This window comes from Xenorhabdus anantnagensis (assembly GCF_028598555.1).
GTDB classification, from domain to species: domain Bacteria; phylum Pseudomonadota; class Gammaproteobacteria; order Enterobacterales; family Enterobacteriaceae; genus Xenorhabdus; species Xenorhabdus anantnagensis.
The window spans coordinates 201,687-221,731 of the sequence record NZ_JAQRFN010000004.1 but is presented as its reverse complement, the minus strand read 5'-3'; the positions used below and the strand labels follow the sequence as shown (position 1 = coordinate 221,731).

Here is a 20,045-nt window from a genome sequence, read left to right as displayed (position 1 = left end):
TTACCGATGGTGACGCCGACCAAGTGACAACGTCACTAAAAAATCTTTCAATGAAAGTCCAATTGCCACGATAAAAGAGCTTCCCAATATTATCATCGTGGCTACAGTACCATACTGTGTCAGCAAAATAGTGGCTATCGGAAGCAAAAACAGAATAGCTAAGTTATTCAGACTTTCTGAGATAGCCAGTATTTGGCCTTTATCCTGTTTTGCCCGATTTGCCAGAATCGAGGTACTTATCGGAGCTGCGAAACCAAGTGCATATCCCCATAGCATCAAACAACCCAGACTAAAGAGCAAAGACAAGGGCAATAACATAAATGCAGAGCTGGTGATGAAAAGTAATATTAACGATAATAAAAGTGTGCACTCATCCCTGAAATTAAAGCGCTTCACAACACTTACGGAGAAATTCCCCAAACCAAGTCCGATACCAAATGTAGCAACAGAGACACCGACGGCACCCGTTCCTAGCCCATAATGGTGTCGCAAAACCTCTCCAGACAATATAAAAGCAGAGACTGCCGTGCCATTCCAAAATCCTTTTGCAATAAGAGGGCGAATTAAATTTCCTTGGTACACCCATTGCAATATTGCCGTTTGGCGAACGGTTTTTAGGGTATTAACATTTCGGTTATTCATCTGGTTCTGGTTTGGAATATATTTTTTATTTAAAACATTTTTGCTTAAAACATTTTTGCTTAAAACATAAAGCAAAAGACATCCTGCTGCGCTGACCAAAAATGGCACCTGCCAATAAAACAACTCCGTTGAAACGCCAGCAAATACAGGACCACCAGCAATGCCAGCGGTCATACCAAACATAACGACTCCCATTGCTGACGCTTGTTTATGAGATGGAAAAATTTCTGCAACCAACGCAAAAATGGTTGGAATCAAAGCAGCAGAAGCAATACCACCAAAAATGCGCAATCCGATTGCAATCTCCAAGTTGGGAGCTATCGCCAATGCCAATCCATCAAGGAAAAGAAACAGCAAGGATGTCTGCAATAATTTACGCCGATTGATCCGATCTGATAACCAACCAAAAATTGGTGCTGCAAGTGCATAGGCGAGGGCGTAGCCAGATACCAGCCAAGTTGCCTTGTCCGTTGTTGTTTTAAATGCATCAGCCAAAGGCTTAAGCATAGGTGATAACATGAATTCCATTGCACCGATAAAAAATACAGAGAGTGAAAAAATAGGCAAAATAGGATTGATAGAAATAGTACGTGGCAGCACCTCAGCCCCCTTAAATTAAAACAGGATTAGGATTGATAGAAACAGAGTTAAGAGATAACTAATGAAAAATGATGAGATGATGAGATGATGGTATAAAGAAAAAGAATAGGGATAGCGAAAATGAGAAGTTTAAAATGATACTAAGGTTTATCTGACATGACAATTGATCGACTCTATCAGGATAGCACATTAGCTCAGTTTTACGATTTCGATAACGAGTGGACAGCAGATTATTATTTAGGAACAGGGTCGGACTTCCAAAAATGCGCATGCTAATCAGTCATAAAGCCAATAACCCGCTTTTGCCGAGTTAACCAACATGGCCATTGTGAGGGGTAACGGCTCAATGTATTTAACCCTATTTTCTTTTTTTCTTAAAAAATTCAATGGGATTAAAACTTCTTCATTCGGCCAATATTTTATAAATGAAAAATTACGTGGCTCTACATTAAATTTTTCAAAGTATTCAGCGAGGATATCTTCCGCATCTTCCCATGACCAAGGATACTTCCCGGTTGAAAGACTCGTTTCAAGGGTAAGTTTGGGCTTTTTGAAACACAAAAAAATTGGCACATTGTGATTTGTCTCATACCATGCAAACACTTCGCTCTCTATGTTTGTCCGGTCTACCATAAACGATCCTCCCGGTTGGCGATAGAAATGAACGGAAAACCGCGTAACATGCAAGGGCTGTAGCAATACAGCCCGTCTATTCAGTCATAAAGCCAATAGCCCGCTTTTGCCGAGTTAACCAACATGGCCATTGTGAGCGGTTTCGGTTCAATATATTTATATTTATTCTCCTCTTTCCTTAAAAAGTTCAAAGGCATAAAGATTTCTTCATTCGGCCAATATTTTATAAATGAAAAATTACGTGGCTCTACATTAAATTTTTCAAAGTATTCAGCGAGGATATCTTCCGCATCTTCCCACGACCAAGGATACTTCCCGGTTGAAAGACTCGTTTCAAGGGTAAGTTTGGGCGTTTTGAAAAAAGGAAGAAAAGGGAAAATTGGCCCATGATATTCTGCTTCATACCATGCAAACACCTCGCTCTCTATGTTTGTCCGGTCTACCATAAGCGATCCTTTCGGTTGGCGATAGTGTTATATTTTTTGACGGCCTTATAAGTAATAGCCGCTACATCACTAGCGAGTATTACCCAACCCACTAAAGGGATAGTTCTACCTACAAATGTACTGAGTTTCTTTGTCATAATCCGTTTAGTGTTTGGTGGAAAATTTATCCATGTAGGAAGACGCCTCGGCATCTTTTTTTTCCTGAATAATCGTCTGGCATACTTCGATGCGCGCGACGTTCCCTCCGTCGCGCCCGCCGGTTTACCTGTCACGGGAATGTTATTCAGACCTAGGTAAATCGCAAATATTCCGGCTATATCAGTGATACCAAAATGATCCAGTGTTTCATCAATCATGATCCAAAAAAATAGCTTTCCAGCGGAAAGATTAGGCGTTCCATCATAAAAGTAGGTTCCGTGCAATTGCTCAACGGTATCCATGTCTTACTCCTTTTTGTGAAAAAGGACAAATTATAATCACGTAAAGAAGGTTGCTAGAACAGATTTGTTGGAAAAATTAACTTTGTTTTCGTCCGGTTGAGCTTTATATCTAAAAAAGAAAACTCACCACCAGCGTTTGCCAGCAGTGAGTTCTTTTACTTCTTTAACAATACTTAGATTTAATAGTACTTACTTAACAGTATTTTCTTCAATATCAAGTACATTTATTGGGCCAGAATTTCGTGCCATATCTTCACCATATGCGCAAACACGCCATGGAGCTTCAGCTTTTTTCAGTACGATTGGCATCCAGAAAGGTTTGTAATCTGTTTTATCGTCGCAATTAGTTGTCGCTTTAGGGCCATGTTTCACATGTATATTTGTGATTTCATAGGCACTACTTTCAGTAGTCACAAACCAGCTATCACTCTCAAGACCTTTCACATTTAAAGTAGGTTTAATTGATGGTGCTATATTATCGATTTCCCGTAACATGACTGAGGCATCTTTTGTATTTTGCCATTGACCATCATTATTCTGGTGAATAACACAGAGTTTATAGATCCCATCTTGCTTAGGAACCAGCTTTTTTTCCAGGGGGCTTTGGCTTGCAGGAATAGAAGCACTGTATTCCGTTTCATCAGCACAATTTACATCGCTGATTAAACCTGTTTTATAACGAATATTCTTAACGTTAGCTCCTTTCTTGATAACGATATCCCATTTTGCTTCCTCCCCATTAATAGGATTAACGCTTTGAGTTACCCAAGGTGACCAAGGCGTACTCCTTTCCAGAACATTACCACTGTTATTTTCAAGTTTAGAAAGATCCAGCTTGTTATCCTTTGTCAACGCATTAGCAATGCTATCTACGGGGATGAAATAGCTAGCGCCTTCTGTTGGAATACCTTTATTGTTTTCGATGGTACAAGGTCTGCCAAATCCACAGCCGGTCATTCCCGGTGTTGTTGTCGTATTCATTACACCAATCACGTCTGTTTTATCTTTCTCAAAAACAGGAGAGCCAGACGTTCCACCAACTACACCAGCGCAGTTAGTGGAGAAAACCGGCGACCAAATCCACGGGGAGTTACCTTCATACAATACCGGTGATTTTCCGGTGATATTACACTCAGATTTTCTGAGATAAGCATAATTGTAATCAACGTTATCAACAGGAATATGAGTCAACACAATAGGTTGATGTTTCATTTTAAGGTTTTTCTTCAGCTTCAAAGGATGATAGCCTTTTTTCGCTAAGTCACCATAAGTTGCATCCAATTGTAAAACCGCGATATCTTCGTATTTCATCGTTGAATATAAAATACGATTGATTTTTATTGATGATACTTCATCTTTCTTATCAATGAAGTAATCTGGGGTATATTGCCAATATTCAGGTGCTGGCTGATCAACGATCACGTCGTTTGTACCCACATTACTATTTATACAATGCCCAGCAGTGAGTATCAGTGCTGGTGTATCCTTGTTCGGTGTATTCTCACCAGAAATCAGGGTTGCTGTACAATGTGAGTAGGCATTTAATTTACCAACAGTTCTGTACTTTTCAGCATCAGGATCGGTTGATTGCATTAATGGAGCACCATTATCATTTGCTGCTGCTAAAGTAGCAGTGTTTAAGTCTAAAGCACTTGAACTTGCAGAAACCGAGAACAAACTAATTAATATAATTTTATGATAAGTCACAATTTTCCTCCTTTGGATATATCTAATGACTTGGATTCATTATCTAATTTAATCATTGTTCAGTTCTACCAAAGTGATTTGTATTAAAACGGATACAAATGCCCCAAAACGAGGAACTCACTGTCAGTGTTTACCGACAGTGAGTTCCTATTATTGAGGATAATAAGCGATTTTTACTGACTAGAACGTCCAATTGGCATTCAGGAACACGCCATTATCTTTATGGCTGCCAGATAAAACACCGTTATAACCCAGAGACAAGCTGGTGTTTTCATTGATACCCAATGCTGTACCGGCTTTAATGACCGCTGCATCACGTGCGGCTGAAACACTGTTGACCGTAAACGTTGCATTGCTGTTGCTAAAACTTAACTGGGTATCACGATCGACATTGCCAAACTGATGTTGCCAGCCCAATTCACCATAAACGCCCACAGTCAGTTCATTTTCAGTCTGCCATTTTTGGTTGACCCGTAAACCTAATGTCGAGAGCGTTGCATTTTTTGAGTGTTTTTTACCGTTCAATGCAGCGGCACCGCCATGTTCATTTATGCCATCATGACGGAAGTTAACATGAGACAGGTTGGCAAATGGCTCCAGATTCATCCAGGCGGTATTCATGCCGTAAGCGGCTTCAGTGAACAATTGCCCCGTTTGCGCACTATATTTCGCGTTCAGGTTGTCCGATTGACTGCCAAACGCCACCGAGCGTTTGGTATCAAAACGGTGCCAGCTGTAGGCAACACCGGTACGCAACGCCAATGCATCAATTTGCTTGCTGCCGTACAGTGCCAAATGGAAATTATTGCTGCGTGCTGACGTATTATCTCCACCATTCAAAGAAGAGCGGATATACCCGGTGGCAACACCGAGCCGCCAGTCATTGCCCAAGTCTTTGTCCGCGCCCAGTAACACACCATAGTTGGAGACACGGTAACCATTGACTTCACTGTTGCCATCAGCCCGTTGCCAGTTACCGATGATTTGCGCCCACGCCCCGTTTTTATCCGCTTTGATATCCTGCCCGACAGCGCCCCCGTCAGCCTGGCGTAAACGGGTGTTCAGGGTATCGCGCAGATACCGGCTATTATCGATTTGTGCCGCAGCGATATCCGCATGGATCTGCCCGGAAGAGAGTTGTCGGAAGGCTTGGCGGGCTTGTGCTGGCGTATCCGACATCAAGATACTTTCATAAACCGGATGTCCTAAACTCAGCGTATCGGCCGCGTTCGCGACCGCACGTTCATTGGCGGTCACACCCAAGCTGGCAAATGGGGTGGCATTGCGGTTGATATCCAACAGCACGCGATCCAAGTGATAGCTAAGATTGGTACCAACAAACAAATAGTTTGGTACGACAGTAGTAAACTGCCCGTTGATCCCCCTGTTTGCCTGTAGGATCTTGTATTGCTGGCCCAGCAAGCTGCGGACTTCTTGCTTCGATAACAAGTTACTGCTGTTTTCTAGCGTGACTTGCACTTCTCCGCCTTTCAGCGTTGCCAGTCCATTGCTGACAATACGATCACCATAATTTTGGCTATTGGGGGCCACTTCCACCAGATAACGTGAACCCGCCAGGAAGGTCACATTGTGCTCAACGTTCAACACACCGCTTGAGCTTAAGTTGCCGGGGGCAATATTGGCGCCGGTGTTAGCCATAAGTGAACCGACCGTACCCGCACCGCCGAGGGTTGCGCCATCTTGTACCGTTACATCTGACGTGATGGAACCGCTAACCTGCAAACGGCCTTGTTCTACCAACGTCGGGCCTTTATAGGTACTATTTTTACCGGCGAGTTCGAGTGTACCGTTACCGATTTTAGTCAACCCACCGTAACCAGTAATATCGTTATTCCAACTGTCATAGGCGCATTCATAACTGCCACAAACTCGCTCTACCGTTGTGCCTTGCTCGATCACTCCCCCGAGTCCCGGAATATTGGCGATAAATTGAGTTTCAGTATAGGAGCCGGGAATATAGTATTTCTTGGGAATATCCTTTTCGGTGATGAACATTTTGGGACCATCAATGGCATCTTTCAGATTCAACATTCCCCAACCGTACATATCATCAATTCCGGGATCACCCAAATCGGTGGCTGTGGTTTTTAGGACATCAGCGATTTGTCCGGCAGTCATGTAGGGGAAACGTTGCATCAAGACCGCTGCGGCACCCGCAACATGGGGTGAAGCCATTGATGTACCGGTGTAGGCCTCATAGGTGGGAGCAATCTCCAATTCCCCTTTTTCGAAAGCCTCCTCATTAATGTCGCCATTCACGTTAGAAACGAAATTTCCGGTACTGCTGTAAATTTTTGTGCCTGGTGCGGACAAACAGTAGCTGGCGGTATAATCACAACGCGTTGATGATAAATTAATTTTATTTTCTCTGGTCAGGTTGGCAACGCTGAGGTAGTTTTTCAATGCATCAGGGAAGAAATAGGGCATACCCGCATGCATCCAAGTAACGTTATAGTTATTGGCATTTCCCGCAGCAAAAACAACTAATTTTCCATGACGGGCCGCCCGTAATAGACCCGCGCTTCTGGTTATATAATCATCACTCTCTGGGATTGGAGAACGGCTTAACCGATCCAAGTCATCTTTAATTGGTCTGACATAATCAATCACATCTTGCAATGTGACCGGATAATACTTGACCGTCCCATTTTCCCATCGTTTAGGATTGCCGTTTGCATCAATTTCATAGCGAGGGCGAACACCCCAACTATTATTGATAACGCGCGCATTACTTTGGATCATGGCTTCTGTGCGGTTATACGGATTTTGCAAATATTTTCCTGTAATCAACCCTGCATCAAATGCTACGCCGTGCATTTCTTTACCATCCCGGTTTGCTGCAATAATTCCGGAAACATGATTACCATGGGCACCGAAACTGATAATCCCTGTATAGGGGTTTTTATCGTAATTCCAGGGATCGTTAGGGCTCAGGATTTTCAGTTTGTTTGCAAATTCAGGATGGTGGGTAACAGCCTCATCCAAGACACCAACATTAATGCCTTTTCCTGTGTAACCACGTGCATAAGCATAATGAGCACCAATAGCAGCTAATCCCCACTGATGATTAAATTCATCTGATAACCAACTATCTGGTGCATTTTTCTTGCCTTTTTCCTGATATTCAGTTGCAGCCATTGAAGCACTAACAGGTAATAGTCCAAAAAATAATGTCATCCACAAAAAGATCGGTCGTGCCGAATTGTTTTTTTTCATAATATAGAGATTCCATTTTTTAAAAAGTGGTAACTTTCAATTCGCTATTTGGCACATCGCTCCTTGAAAAGTCCTTATTAATAAAACCGATTGTTGAATTTGAATAAGTAGGCAATACCGTTCCCACTCTATATTTATTACTATCTATAGAATAATCCCGAACATAGTGTTTCATGTCCGCAAGTTGCTATAGGATAATAATTAAACCCAAAACGCAAGCAAAAAATTTAACTATTTTATAACCATTTTGAAACAAAACTAAAACCATAGCCATGAGAGAAAGGTTTAATAAATAACATTAAAACATGATGTTGCAGGATTATGATTATTGTCATGATGCTAATTGTTATTGATATGTAATTTTTTTAATGGGTTGATATTATTTTTAACACTTGGTTTTGTGATGGTTTATTATACTGATTTTTATATCAAGGAAGTTAATAAGTTTGTTATAGGTTTCATTTTTTGAATTTTATTGGGTATTAATATAAAAATCATTTCAGACTTTGCTGAAATTATTTAATAAGGATTATTTTAATAAAAACATTACATACAAAAAATGTTATATCATTTATTTTTTAAAAAATTACTTTTAAATTTAATGTGAAATTAAATACACCTACCAATAAATAGGTATAATTAAATCGATCAATTAGTTGCGTTTTTTGGCATAAACAATCAAACGTAAATGTCTTTCTAAATCGGTAATCATTGATGTGTAATCGAAAGCCGTTTCCTGCCCATTTATATTCAGCTCCCGTACGCCATTACAAGGCTCATAGATTTCATGCTTATGCCACATATCATAAAAATCAGGTGATATCTTAAGTAGCTTATTCACTAACGTTTGAATATAACTGTTTTTAGCGGCAAGCGCATAATCCCGCCTAAAGCTAGCCAGTAAACGATAAGCATCTCGTTCCCAATGGCATAATAATTCACGATAATGCTCATTGGTAAATAATAACCACAAGAAATTACGCTGTTCACCTTCAAATTGACTGAAACAAAAATACTCATCTGCGGGTTGATTAAAGGCTAAAACATCCCAATGCAAATTCAGCACATAAGTTAGGTGGGGGGATAAGTCATCCATAATTTGTTTGATAAAGGGAGATACAACACACCACGTTTGTCCTGTTTCGACAGGCTCACGCATGTGCGCCAGTAGGTATAAATGCCTGCGCTCAGCGGTAGTCAGTTTTAAAATTTTGGCAAGATTATCCAAAAAAGCAGCGGATACTCCAATTTCCCGACCTTGTTCCAGCCATGTATACCAAGTTACCCCAACACCTGCTAAAGCTGCTATTTCTTCACGCCTTAACCCCGGGGTTCTACGACGCCCGATGTGAGGCAATCCAACGGATTCAGGACTGGTGTTTTCTCTTTTAGTACGTAAAAAATTGGCTAATTCGGTACGGGATCTTTTCATTTTTGTCATTTATTTCAACCCATTACTTTTAGTAATAGTATAAAGAGTTAAATTGTAACAGGCTAATGACGTGATTAAAATCCGTTTATCTCAAACTTTGTGAGGATTCATATCATGACTAAAAAGGATTATTTAGCTTTGTCAGTTTTGTTATCAGCCGGATTTGTGACTATTTTTGATCTTTTCGTTGTCAATATTGCTATTGCCAATATTCAATTACACTTACAGGCAAGTTTTTTCCAGATTTCACTTGTTATCGTAACCTATGAAATTGGATTCGGTTTATTACTGATTACAGGAGGACGTTTAGGTGATCTATTTGGACGAAAGCGACTATTTAAGTTAGGTATACTCGCTTTTACTCTAACATCATTGCTTTGTGGCATGGCATCTACGGCAACTTTTTTGATTTTTGCACGGTTTTTACAAGGATTATCAGCCGCATTATTATTTCCACAGGTTTATGCCAGTATTCGTGTCAGCTTTGACGGCGATAGTAGCCGTCAAGCATTTGGTTTGTTAGGGATGACTTTAGGCTTCGCTGCCATTGCAGGCCAAACTCTGGGTGGTTGGATAACTTCCGCCAATTTATGGGATTTACAATGGCGCTCAATTTTTCTGGTCAATGTTCCTATTGGTTTGTTAGCTTTGATTTTCTCAGGTTATCTCAACGAAAGTATTGCTCAAGAAAAAATGGGATTAGATTTAACTGGGGTGGCACTGTCCAGCATTGGAATTTCTGCTTTATTGCTGCCAATTTTAATGGGACCAACATTAGGCTGGCCAATATGGTGCTGGGCACTACTTTTTTTAGCTTGTCTGGTACTGTTGCAGTTCTATCGTCATGAAAAACGCCACGCTGCTAAGGGAAAAACACCGCTATTCAATTTCGATTTATTAAAAAATACACAATTTAGTTTAGGCTGTTTATTGGTTTTATTTGTCTATTCCACTTCCAGCTCATTCTTTCTTGTTTTCGCCCTGTTTTTACAAAATGGCTTAGGTTTCAACCCATTCGATGCAGGATTGATTTTTGCTCCTGCAAGCATAGGTTTTGTTTTATCTTCACTCAATGCTCCTTATTGGATTAAACGCTTTGGCAGCAAAGCCATAACTATCGGTGGGTTACTTTATATGCTTTCCTTTATTGCTCTGATTGTTGCCATTAGTGCACTATCTACGGAAGCATTATTATCCATGAAAGCATTATTTGTGATTTTTCCGATTCTAATATTCCTTGGATATGGTCAGGGGCTTGTCATGACACCATTGCTCAATATTGTTCTGGCTTTTGTTGATGTGCGATTTGCCGGTATGGCATCAGGTGTAATTGCGACTTTACAACAAATTGGTGCTGCTTTTGGTGTTGCCGTAATTAGTGTGTTAGTTCAGTGGCATTTTAATGGAATAGATACATCGCCTTTTGTCACATATCAAAATGCTTTTGTTCACAGTATGCTTTACAATGTTGCCGCCACTTTTATTACCTTTTACTTATTGAAAAAACTACTTCGAAAATAGGGGATATTAAAAAGTGATCAGAACTTTTACAGAAGCAGATATGGAAGCAGTTCTGTCTATTTGGTTAGAGGCTTCCATTAAAGCTCACAATTTTGTGGCGTCTGAATTTTGGCAGTCACAAGTCCAAAACATGAGACATATCTATCTCCCGGCCTCAGAAGTATATGTCTATGTACAAGGAGCTAATGTTATCGGCTTTTATGCACTGCACGAAGATAACTTGGCCGCCGTTTTTGTATCACCAGATAAACAGGGGCAGGGAATAGGCAAAGCATTAGTGAATGATGCCAAAAATCGAAGAACTGAACTCACGTTATCGGTTTATCAGCAAAACCAAGCAAGTTATAAGTTCTACTTATCGCAGGGGTTTTACGTTGTCAGCGAAGAAATAGATGAAAATACGGGATGCAAAGAATATTTTATGCGCTTAAATTAGATAATTTATTACCCAAAAACAAATAATCCATTATTGCAGTCACACTTGGAACAAGATAAAAAAAACTAGTCACATTGACTAAATTACCAGTCATAAAACAATTATCAGACAACCAATGTCTATTTATAAACAAAGCCAGCACTTCTTCGGCTGCTGACACATTAATCAACTCGAACAAATAGAAAGCCAACAATGCTTTATTATTAAACAAAAATGCCAAAAATACGATATACTGTGTTTTTATACAGCCAATGTAACTCAATCTGTTATTGTGCTTTTGTTAGAAATATCCTTATTTTCTTTTCTTAGCCTCATCATAGCTACATTTATAGCTTTATAGTAAAAAATAAAGTGTATTTTTTATCCGCATTTAAACAGATACTCTCGGCTCAAATTTCTGAACCGAGGTTTACTCATAAGGAACTGGATACCAGCTAATTACATGCCATACAGATAATTTTCACTTTCTTCGCCAATATCTTCGCGGACTTGCTTCAATGCCTTAGCATAAGACTTAAGTAGTTTCAGCGTATAGTTAACTCGGCTTTCAAATGCCTCATCGTTACAAACCAGATCTTTCGAAATCAAGTTTTCACCCTGACGGAAAATTAAATGGTCAGGCAAGAAACAAACATGATTATTTTTAAAACCGGTCATACGTAATTCGCAAAGTGGGTAAACACCGTTAATTCCACCCGATACACTCGCCAATAATGTTGGTTTATGACCTAATTCTGTTATAGAACAATGTAATAAAAAATTCTTTAATGCTGGAGTTGCCATTCCATGCCATTCTGGAGTAACAAAGATGAATGCTTCACTCTTTCTTAAATATCGTGCAATCGCCTGCCAGGGATGAGATTCCGCTGATATATCTGTCGTAAAACCATCATGTAATGGCAACTCTATATTAGAGAGATCCAAAAGTTCTATATCGGTAAAGCCATGTTCGCTACTTAATTTTTGCAAATAACAAGCCACACGTTGGCTACGGGAATCCGGGCGTTGGCTGCCTGAAATTATAGTAAGATTCATTAATTTTCCTGTTATTTTTTACTCGTTAATTAATTTGTAGGATTATCGGTTTTTTCTATCTGATTCCGGGGAATCGAAAGCCAAACAGAAATAATGATGGTGCATGCTCCAAACATTTGTGGCAAGGAAAATGTTTGTTTTAGAAACAGATAGCCTAAAATACAAGCTGAGACCGCGCTGAGAAATCCCAAAAAAGAGATTGTCACAACAGGTAACTTTTCAATTCCACGAAACCAAATGATATAAGAAAATACTGCACCAATCATGCATAAATAACCGTAACCGAGAAGATTGGTCACAGTAAGATGTTGTGGTAAACCTTCCATAAAAATAGCGATGGGCAATAATATGCAGCCCCCAAGTGTTAATTGCCAACCCGTAAAACTGAGTAATGATAAATTGGCGGGGCGGATCCAATATTTAGTCAACACTACACCTAACGCCATGCAGCAGCATCCTGCCAAGCCAGCAATAACACCTTGCCAATTTAAGCTGGTGGCTGAATTCAATACTAATAAGCTGATCCCTATAATCCCCAAGATTGCAGAAATGATGTGTTTTATTGTCAGGGAAGTTTTCAGTATGTAAGTACTTAACAAGATAACAATAATAGGTTGGCAAGCCATAATCAGTGACGCCGTGCCACCAGGGAGATATTCTGCTGCAACAAAGAGGAAATAAAAAAAAGCCCCAATATTAAGTAATCCCAATACCATAATACGTAGCCACCAAATTCCATTGGGCGCAGTACGGCAAATTAGCAGTAATAATATACCGGCAGGTAATGCCCTGATGGTGGAAGCCAGTAAAGGCATATTGGGTGGTAATACTTCTGTTGTAATGATGTAAGTACTTCCCCAAACAATCGGGGCCAATGCAGTCAGTAAAAGATTCGGAACGGTTTTAATTTCTGACATGCTGATATCCTTCTAAGTTATTCATTTCTTCGTCTCCCTTGTCTACTCAAACGCTCATCAAATCAAACTATCATCTTGAATATGACACGACTTAAAGTATCTTTGCATGAAGATAAATTAAAATAATAGCCTAAACGATTTTTATCAAGTATCTTTTTGTCGAAATAAAATAAATAGGGAAAAAAGCATGAAGTACGATCACGTTGACCGATTACTGATACAGTGGGAACAGCAACGCCCAGACCTTGATCCGTCGTCAATGGGCATCATTGGACGGCTATGTCGCGTAAACAAAATTATTGAACAACGTCTACAACATGCTTTCAAAGAACACGACCTAAGCACCATAGAATTTGATATCCTTGCGACGTTGCGTCGCAATAACGCCCCAATTACGCCTACTGAAATGTATCAATCCGTTATGCTCACTTCTGGAGCAATGAGCACTCGTATTGAGCATATGGTACAACGAGGATTGGTTGAACGTATCGCTAATGAAGAAGACCGACGCAGTTGCAAAGTTTTTCTGACATCAAAAGGGAAGGCATTGATAGATAAAGCAGTGGAAAGTCATTTGGAGAACCAAAAAGCGATTCTTGAACCGTTGACCGAAACTCAACAAGAGCAACTTGCAACGTTGTTACGTCATTGGTTGCTGGCTAATGAATCAGCTAGCTGAGGTTTTTCTGATAAGTCACAAAAGTATCTTCTTTGAAAGACACTATTAAACTAACTATGAAAGTTATCTTTTCTTAAAGATATTTAAAAAATTCGCCCTGGCATAAGTCAGGGCGAAATGTTTCTAATCTAAAAAGATAATGCTAAGGATAGAAAATATTAGAACTTAACATTCATTCTTGCCCAATAAGTACGGCCAGGCTCGTTTACTGCTGTGTTGCCAGAATAACCAAAGCCCTGGTTTCCCGCTAAGTTAAGATGTTCGCTATAAGCTTTATTAAAAATGTTATCAACGCCGGCACTGACCTGAATATTTTTAGTCACTTTATAGGCTGTATTTGCAGATAGAATGGCAAAGTCTTTACTGCTACCAAAATCTTTGCCGACAACGTTACCTTCATTGATTGCTACTCGGTGTTGACTGTTTACCAGACGCAACAAACCACTGCTCGTCCAATCACCATGTTCCCAAGTCAGGCCAAAACGTGCTTCCAAAGGTGGGATCTGCGGCAGTGGACGATGATTGGTGGTATTTTGTGCCCAGGAATACGCCAAACTGGCATCAGTTTTCCAATGTTCGTTGAACTTATAAGCAAGTCCTGTTTCTCCGCCCATAATGGTGGCATTAACGTTATGAGCTGGATCTTGGTTTTCATAGTTAAATATAATGAAATCATTCACCTTACCCACATATGCTGATACCCAACCCTTCAATTGGTTATCGTTATATTGCGCACCGATATCCAACTGGGTGGTTTTTTCAGTTTTTATATTAGTGAAAACATTTTCACCTGCTTTCTTTGAAAATATCTCCCAATAATCAGGGAAACGCTCGGTATAACCCACACCGGCATAGAACATCACGGGAACGTCTTTCAGATGATGTTCAAATCGGATAAAGCCAGCGGGAAGGGTCTCTTTGCGCTCTTGTTGGGTAGAGTATTTATATGCTGTTGCACGATCCATACGTGCACCACCGATAACTTTACTCTGTTCAGTTGCATCCCACGTTAATTCACTGAAAAGGCCATAGTTACGGAAACGTGCATTTTTCTGCCAACCCATCCTTTTATTTTTTTCCATGTAATGATCGGTGTTGGAACGGTGGATATTCGTTTGCATATCTAATCCGCTCTGCAATTTGAAATCCTCCCAAACCCAAGTTCCCATCATACGACCACCCATGGTAAGGCGATCCGGCTCTGAGGCCATTTCCATGTGTAGAGGTGTACGCATGGAATAATTATCCATTACATGGTCGGTGTAGTTGTAATAAAAATTACTTTCGAATTTGTCAAACACCTCACCAATATTAGATTTTTCAAAACGCACGCCAAAACTTTTGCGCTTGAATTGAGAACCATCCATCCCACGCGTAGCATAGCGCGCTTCACCATCACCTTGTCCGGCGCTAAACTCCAGTAATGTATTTTCATCAGGAGTCAAACCCAATGCAATATCGGTATTCCATTTATCCCAACGGGACGGAACACGATGACCATTACCATCTTTATAGTCATTGGAGCGGGATTTATTACCAATCAGACGAATATAACCCAGCTCATTGCCGATACTGAAATCAGCATTACCATCCCAACGGCCATTAGAACCAATAACTGTGCTGGCATTACCTTGTGCACCCAGTTGTTCAAACTGAGGACGAGTACGTTCGAAACGGATAGTTCCTGCTGAGTTTCCTGCTCCCCAAAGTACTGTTTGTGGGCCTTTCACTAAACTCAGAACATCATAACTTTCTGGTGAAATATAAGAACTTGGCGCATCCATACGTCCACCACAAGAACCCAGAATTTCACTATCATCAATCAGCATTCTCAAACGTGAGCCAAACATGCCACGGAATACAGGATCACCATTAGTACCACCATTACGGATCTGTGAAAAACCGGGAATAGTTTTCAGGTAATCAGAACCATCGCTGGCAGGAATTGGTTGACGAGGCGTTTTTAGTGAAGATGCCACTTCAAGTGGCGACGTTGCCGGAGCAGTTACTGTTATCACGACTTCATTGTCATTTACTGTGTGTGTTTCTTTGGCGTGTTCCTCATTGGCAGCCCAGCCACTGATTGGTAAAGAAAGTGCGATAGTCAAAGCAGCTGTCAAAGGTGATACACGAAATAATTGTGCAGCAGACATAAAAAAATCCCTAATTAGTAACAAATTCGGTCTTGGAATTTATTTAAAACATTAAAAAATCGCCGTACACATTATGTAGGGCAAGGAAAATAAAATGATTTATTTCAAATAAATAGACTAATTAAGGGGAGGGGCGCGTGGTTGTGATTCGCCGTAAAACAGCCGAATAGTTGAGCCAGAAAGACGTGATGCTGGTGGTGCCCGAGACACAATAAGCGCCAGCAAAATGAAAGGAACAAAACCTTCTGCCAATAATGGCAGGTTAATCAGAAGTTGGCAGTAACCACAAGCAATATCATCCATCAATCCTATATGGATATGATCAGAACCATGATGATGGTTCATGGAATGAAGCGATGGGGATGTTTGATGGTAACTTGGGTTGTGGTGAGTATTGTTATCACTATTCTGCATATCAGACATAGACATGCAGTGATTCATGCCGCTTTCACACGTTCCATTTTCACGATGGTGTTCCAGCGTTTTCGATACCACAGGCGCAATGAACAGCATCAAAATCGCGAGTAAGGCGATAAAGGCAGGTGTCCGACGCTGCGAGAGGCGAAAAAGTGATAACAAATTAATGGCCCAAATCAATTTCCACGATTGGGCGCTAATCTTACTGCATTTTTGATGGATTTGTTAAAATTTTTTAGGACAGCATTTTCCAACCAGAAGCTAGTTTGTTGATTTCGTTTACGTAATTAAACTCGTAACTAATGATTCGATAATTGAGATTTAACTTGAGTATAGTTTCATTGCAAACTCTTTGTTACAACCTTGTGTGAGGAGTTAAAAAATGTCAGATAACCATCCATTTCAAACCAATCCGTTTCAAACACTGAACCTTAAAGCACATTGGATGCCGTTCAGTGCTAATCGTCATTTTCAACAAGATCCACGCTTAATTGTCTCCGCAGAGGGAAACTGGCTGGTTGATGATCAAGGCCGGCGTATTTATGACAGCCTGTCAGGCTTATGGACGTGTGGAGCAGGCCATACACGAACTGAAATTCGTCAGGCTGTTACTGAACAATTGGGTACATTGGATTATTCACCCGGTTTCCAATATGGACATCCTTTGTCATTTAAGTTGGCAGATAAAATTGCCAGTCTTATGCCCGGTGATTTAAATCATGTATTTTTTACCAGCTCTGGTTCGGAAGCCGTTGATACCGCAGTAAAAATGGCTCGTGCTTACTGGCGGATTCAAGGACAATCCGCAAAGACTAAATTTATTGGTCGGGCTCGTGGTTATCATGGCGTCAATATTGCCGGAACCAGCCTTGGTGGTATTAGTGGAAATCGAAAAATGTTTGGTCAGTTTATGGATGTTGACCATCTGCCACATACATTACAACCCAATATGGCTTTTACTAAAGGAATACCATCGGCTGGTGGCCGTGAACTGGCTGATGAATTATTGAAACTCATCGAACTGCATGATGCCAGTAATATTGCCGCTGTTATCGTTGAGCCTCTTGCGGGATCTGCTGGCGCTATTATCCCGCCACAAGGCTACTTACAACGTTTGCGGGAAATCTGCACCCAACACGATATCTTGCTGATTTTCGATGAAGTGATTACCGGCTTCGGACGTTTGGGTCATTGGAGTGGCGCTGAGTATTTCGGTGTTACCCCCGATATTCTTAATTTCGCTAAACAAGTAACCAACGGTGCAATTCCTTTGGGGGGTGTCGTTGCCACCAGTAAGATCTATGAGGCGTTTATGTCTCAGCCTCTGCCAGAGCATATGATCGAGTTCAGCCACGGTTATACCTATTCTGCTCATCCCGTTGCTTGTGCCGCAGGATTAGCTTCCTTAGAGCTGCTGGAAAAAGAGAATTTACTGCAACAATCCGCTGAATTGGCTCCACATTTTGAACAAGCACTACATGAACTGAAGCACTGTCCGAATGTGGTAGATATTCGTAACTGTGGGCTGGTGGGAGCAATTCAACTTGCTCCACGGAACGGAGATGCGGCGATTCGGTCTTTTGATGCCGGTATTGCATTATGGAAAGCGGGTTTTTATGTGCGTTTTAGTGGTGATGCGTTGCAATTTGGCCCTATGTTCAATGCTGAAACTGATGATTTTGATCGTTTGTTCAATGCTGTGGGTGATGTTCTACACCAGATTAAATAAATAAGTATGCAGATAATCTCCATCATTATTAATTTATTCAATGGGCGGTGTCCTGACCGCCCAAACTCAGTAATCATTACATTTATTAATCTTATAATATGAAGCTGTGTCATATAGTTGGCATAAAGTTGTGGTGATAAATGGTGTCATTATGTTAGTAAATAAACCCACGTTAAACTTAACGAAACATCTAAAAGATAATATGAAAACAGATAAAGCTATTGAAGTAATGAAAAGTAAATATCCCAAAGCAGGACGTTGGGTGTTTGGTGATTCAGCCGCTATGCATGATGAATTAGCTGAATTGGTTGCCAAAGGTATTAAAACAGCGACGACTTGCCCATTTTACGCTTATCATTCTGATGAGTCAGAGGATGGCAAAATTACAGTTGGCAATCCCTATATTGTCTTCGACAGTAGAGAACATCCTGTTTGTGTTGCCAGAGTCACTGCCATGTATTTAATGCGATTTTCAGAAATGACAGAAGAACTGGCATGGAAAGAAGGTGAGGGAGATAGAAGTTTGCTTCATTGGCAATTAGAGCATCAACGTTTTTTTGAAAAAATAGGCGATTTTTCGCCAGATATGGAAATTGTCGTTATTGAATTTAAAGTCATTGAGAATTTCTCTTCATAATTTCAGCTTTACCTTATTCCTTTAGAACACCCATCAAAAACTCATTCGAATGCCGCCATGCTGCGGCTTTAAATCTATTAATTAAAAACCATTAATTAAAAGTCATTGAAGAAATTATGTCTACAGACAGTAGACCAAAGTATCCTTCTGTTTTTACAGGTGTTTTGCCATTATTCCACTTACATTTAAAAACCAACAATTTAGAAATCAAAATGATAATGGGTTCTCATGATGCAAAATAAAAGTTCTATGCTGTTATTGACGTTGTCCATTGCAGTTTTCGGTATTATTACTACTGAAATCGCCGTCATTGGGCTATTACCTCAGCTTGAAGCACAATTAAATGTGACACCGACTCAAGTTGGTTTCCTTGTGAGTGTTTATGCCATTGTTGTGGCTGTAACAGGCCCATTTATAACGCTAATGTTATCTCGATATAACAAGAAATATGTTCTTCTCACTATCCTGCTTTTATTTGTTATTTCTAATCTAATCTACGCCACAACAGATCTCTTTAATTTGATGCTTGCTTTCAGGATAGTTCCGGGGCTGGTACACGCTGTCTTTTTTGCCGTTGCTCTTGTAATCGCAGTGAATGCCGTTCCTAAAGAAAAAAGTGCAAGTGCAACGGCAAAGGTTTTTTCTGGAGTTGCCGTTGGAATGGTATTAGGAATGCCAATGAGCTCATTTATAGCTGAACATCTATCACTTAGCGCGGCATTTTATTTTAGTGCAATTACTTGTGCGTTGGCTTTTGTCGGTATTTTATTGTTTGTTCCTTCTCTCCCTGCGACAAAAGGTGGTATTAATATCAAACAATTAAATATACTGCGTAAGGGAAAGTTATGGCTGGCAATTTCCACTGTGATATTGATTTTTTCCGCAACCTTTTCAAATTTCAGCTACGTAGCTGATTATCTTGCGAAAATCACTCAGTTTGATAATGATTCAATCAGTATGATTCTGATCCTATTTGGTGTTTGTGGCTTTATTGGTAACTTTGTATTTAGTGGCTTCCTGCAAAAAAATGTTGTAATTACAACTTATGCATATCCTATTTTATTAATTTTCCTCTATATCCAAGTCTGGTATTTAGGCTTCTCACCGATAGCTATGTGTATACTGACGATTTTCTGGGGTGGGTTGCATTCAGCCGGTCTGGTAGTTAGCCAAACTTGGATTATGCAAGAAGCTAATGAAGCTCCAGAGCTTGCCAACAGCCTTTATATTTCTTTTGCGAATTTAGGTATTACCATTGGCTCTGTAATTGGAGGATGGTTTCTTTCACAGTTCGGAGTTCATACGACTGTTCTGAGTAGCATCCTCTTTTCTTTACTGGCTTTTCTCAGTATTTACATTAAAAAAATACCTGAAAAGTAATTGC

Annotated in this window: 17 protein-coding genes; 6 read left to right on the top strand and 11 right to left on the bottom strand. The window is 40.2% G+C overall.

Features of this window, described 5'->3' with window-relative positions; translation table 11 throughout:
- The 7 genes from PSI14_RS05285 to PSI14_RS05255 form a co-directional block, all read right to left on the bottom strand.
- Entirely contained in the window at positions 1-1,242 is a 1,242-nt protein-coding gene (locus tag PSI14_RS05285; RefSeq protein ID WP_273574812.1) for an MFS transporter, read from the bottom strand.
- 276 nt (positions 1,243-1,518) lie between these two features.
- Positions 1,519-1,875 (bottom strand): DUF1493 family protein, encoded by a 357-nt coding sequence (locus PSI14_RS05280; protein WP_273574811.1) that lies wholly within the window; start codon positions 1,873-1,875, stop codon positions 1,519-1,521.
- Positions 1,876-1,955: 80 nt separating this feature from the next.
- Positions 1,956-2,321: a DUF1493 family protein gene (locus PSI14_RS05275; RefSeq protein WP_273574809.1), complete on the bottom strand. Its 366-nt coding sequence runs from the start codon at positions 2,319-2,321 to the stop codon at positions 1,956-1,958.
- Entirely contained in the window at positions 2,315-2,761 is a 447-nt protein-coding gene (locus tag PSI14_RS05270) for an STM2901 family protein (protein ID WP_273574808.1), read from the bottom strand. The genes PSI14_RS05275 and PSI14_RS05270 overlap by 7 nt, the downstream gene beginning before the upstream one ends.
- Positions 2,762-2,950: 189 nt before the next feature.
- Entirely contained in the window at positions 2,951-4,468 is a 1,518-nt protein-coding gene (locus tag PSI14_RS05265; protein ID WP_273574806.1) for a trypsin-like serine peptidase, read from the bottom strand.
- A gap of 180 nt (positions 4,469-4,648) precedes the next feature.
- Positions 4,649-7,705: an autotransporter domain-containing protein gene (locus tag PSI14_RS05260; protein WP_273574805.1), complete on the bottom strand. Its 3,057-nt coding sequence runs from the start codon at positions 7,703-7,705 to the stop codon at positions 4,649-4,651.
- Positions 7,706-8,357: 652 nt separating this feature from the next.
- Positions 8,358-9,146 (bottom strand): helix-turn-helix transcriptional regulator, encoded by a 789-nt coding sequence (locus PSI14_RS05255; protein WP_273574803.1) that lies wholly within the window; start codon positions 9,144-9,146, stop codon positions 8,358-8,360.
- 105 nt (positions 9,147-9,251) lie between these two features.
- On the opposite strand from PSI14_RS05255, the gene PSI14_RS05250 reads away from it, so the two are divergent.
- Both PSI14_RS05250 and PSI14_RS05245 read left to right on the top strand, forming a co-directional pair.
- A complete protein-coding gene (locus PSI14_RS05250; RefSeq protein ID WP_273574802.1) occupies positions 9,252-10,658 on the top strand; it encodes an MFS transporter in 1,407 nt (468 codons plus the stop codon).
- A gap of 13 nt (positions 10,659-10,671) precedes the next feature.
- Positions 10,672-11,094, top strand: a complete 423-nt coding sequence (locus PSI14_RS05245) for an N-acetyltransferase (RefSeq protein WP_273574801.1) — start codon at positions 10,672-10,674, stop codon at positions 11,092-11,094.
- Between the two features lie 438 nt (positions 11,095-11,532).
- On the opposite strand, the gene PSI14_RS05235 is transcribed toward PSI14_RS05245, so the two are convergent.
- A complete protein-coding gene (locus tag PSI14_RS05235) occupies positions 11,533-12,129 on the bottom strand; it encodes an NADPH-dependent FMN reductase (RefSeq protein WP_273574800.1) in 597 nt (198 codons plus the stop codon).
- A 29-nt stretch (positions 12,130-12,158) separates the two neighbouring features.
- A complete protein-coding gene (locus PSI14_RS05230; RefSeq protein ID WP_273574799.1) occupies positions 12,159-13,046 on the bottom strand; it encodes a DMT family transporter in 888 nt (295 codons plus the stop codon).
- 187 nt (positions 13,047-13,233) lie between these two features.
- On the opposite strand from PSI14_RS05230, the gene PSI14_RS05225 reads away from it, so the two are divergent.
- Entirely contained in the window at positions 13,234-13,725 is a 492-nt protein-coding gene (locus PSI14_RS05225) for a MarR family winged helix-turn-helix transcriptional regulator (RefSeq protein ID WP_273574798.1), read from the top strand.
- Positions 13,726-13,883: 158 nt separating this feature from the next.
- On the opposite strand, the gene PSI14_RS05220 is transcribed toward PSI14_RS05225, so the two are convergent.
- Both PSI14_RS05220 and PSI14_RS05215 read right to left on the bottom strand, forming a co-directional pair.
- The gene (locus tag PSI14_RS05220) at positions 13,884-15,878 is read right to left on the bottom strand and encodes a TonB-dependent copper receptor (RefSeq protein WP_273574796.1); all 1,995 of its coding nucleotides are present in this window, start codon (positions 15,876-15,878) and stop codon (positions 13,884-13,886) included.
- Positions 15,879-15,995: 117 nt separating this feature from the next.
- Entirely contained in the window at positions 15,996-16,457 is a 462-nt protein-coding gene (locus PSI14_RS05215; RefSeq protein ID WP_273574795.1) for a DUF2946 domain-containing protein, read from the bottom strand.
- 220 nt (positions 16,458-16,677) lie between these two features.
- Here PSI14_RS05215 and aptA point away from each other — a divergent pair, with 220 nt between their 5' ends.
- The 3 genes from aptA to PSI14_RS05200 all read left to right on the top strand — a co-directional run bounded on the left by aptA (position 16,678) and on the right by PSI14_RS05200 (position 20,041).
- Positions 16,678-18,024 (top strand): omega-aminotransferase AptA, encoded by a 1,347-nt coding sequence (gene aptA / locus PSI14_RS05210; RefSeq protein ID WP_273574794.1) that lies wholly within the window; start codon positions 16,678-16,680, stop codon positions 18,022-18,024.
- Positions 18,025-18,175: 151 nt separating this feature from the next.
- A complete protein-coding gene (locus PSI14_RS05205; protein ID WP_273574793.1) occupies positions 18,176-18,661 on the top strand; it encodes an ASCH domain-containing protein in 486 nt (161 codons plus the stop codon).
- Between the two features lie 228 nt (positions 18,662-18,889).
- Positions 18,890-20,041: an MFS transporter gene (locus tag PSI14_RS05200; protein ID WP_273574791.1), complete on the top strand. Its 1,152-nt coding sequence runs from the start codon at positions 18,890-18,892 to the stop codon at positions 20,039-20,041.
- Positions 20,042-20,045 lie beyond the last annotated feature (4 nt).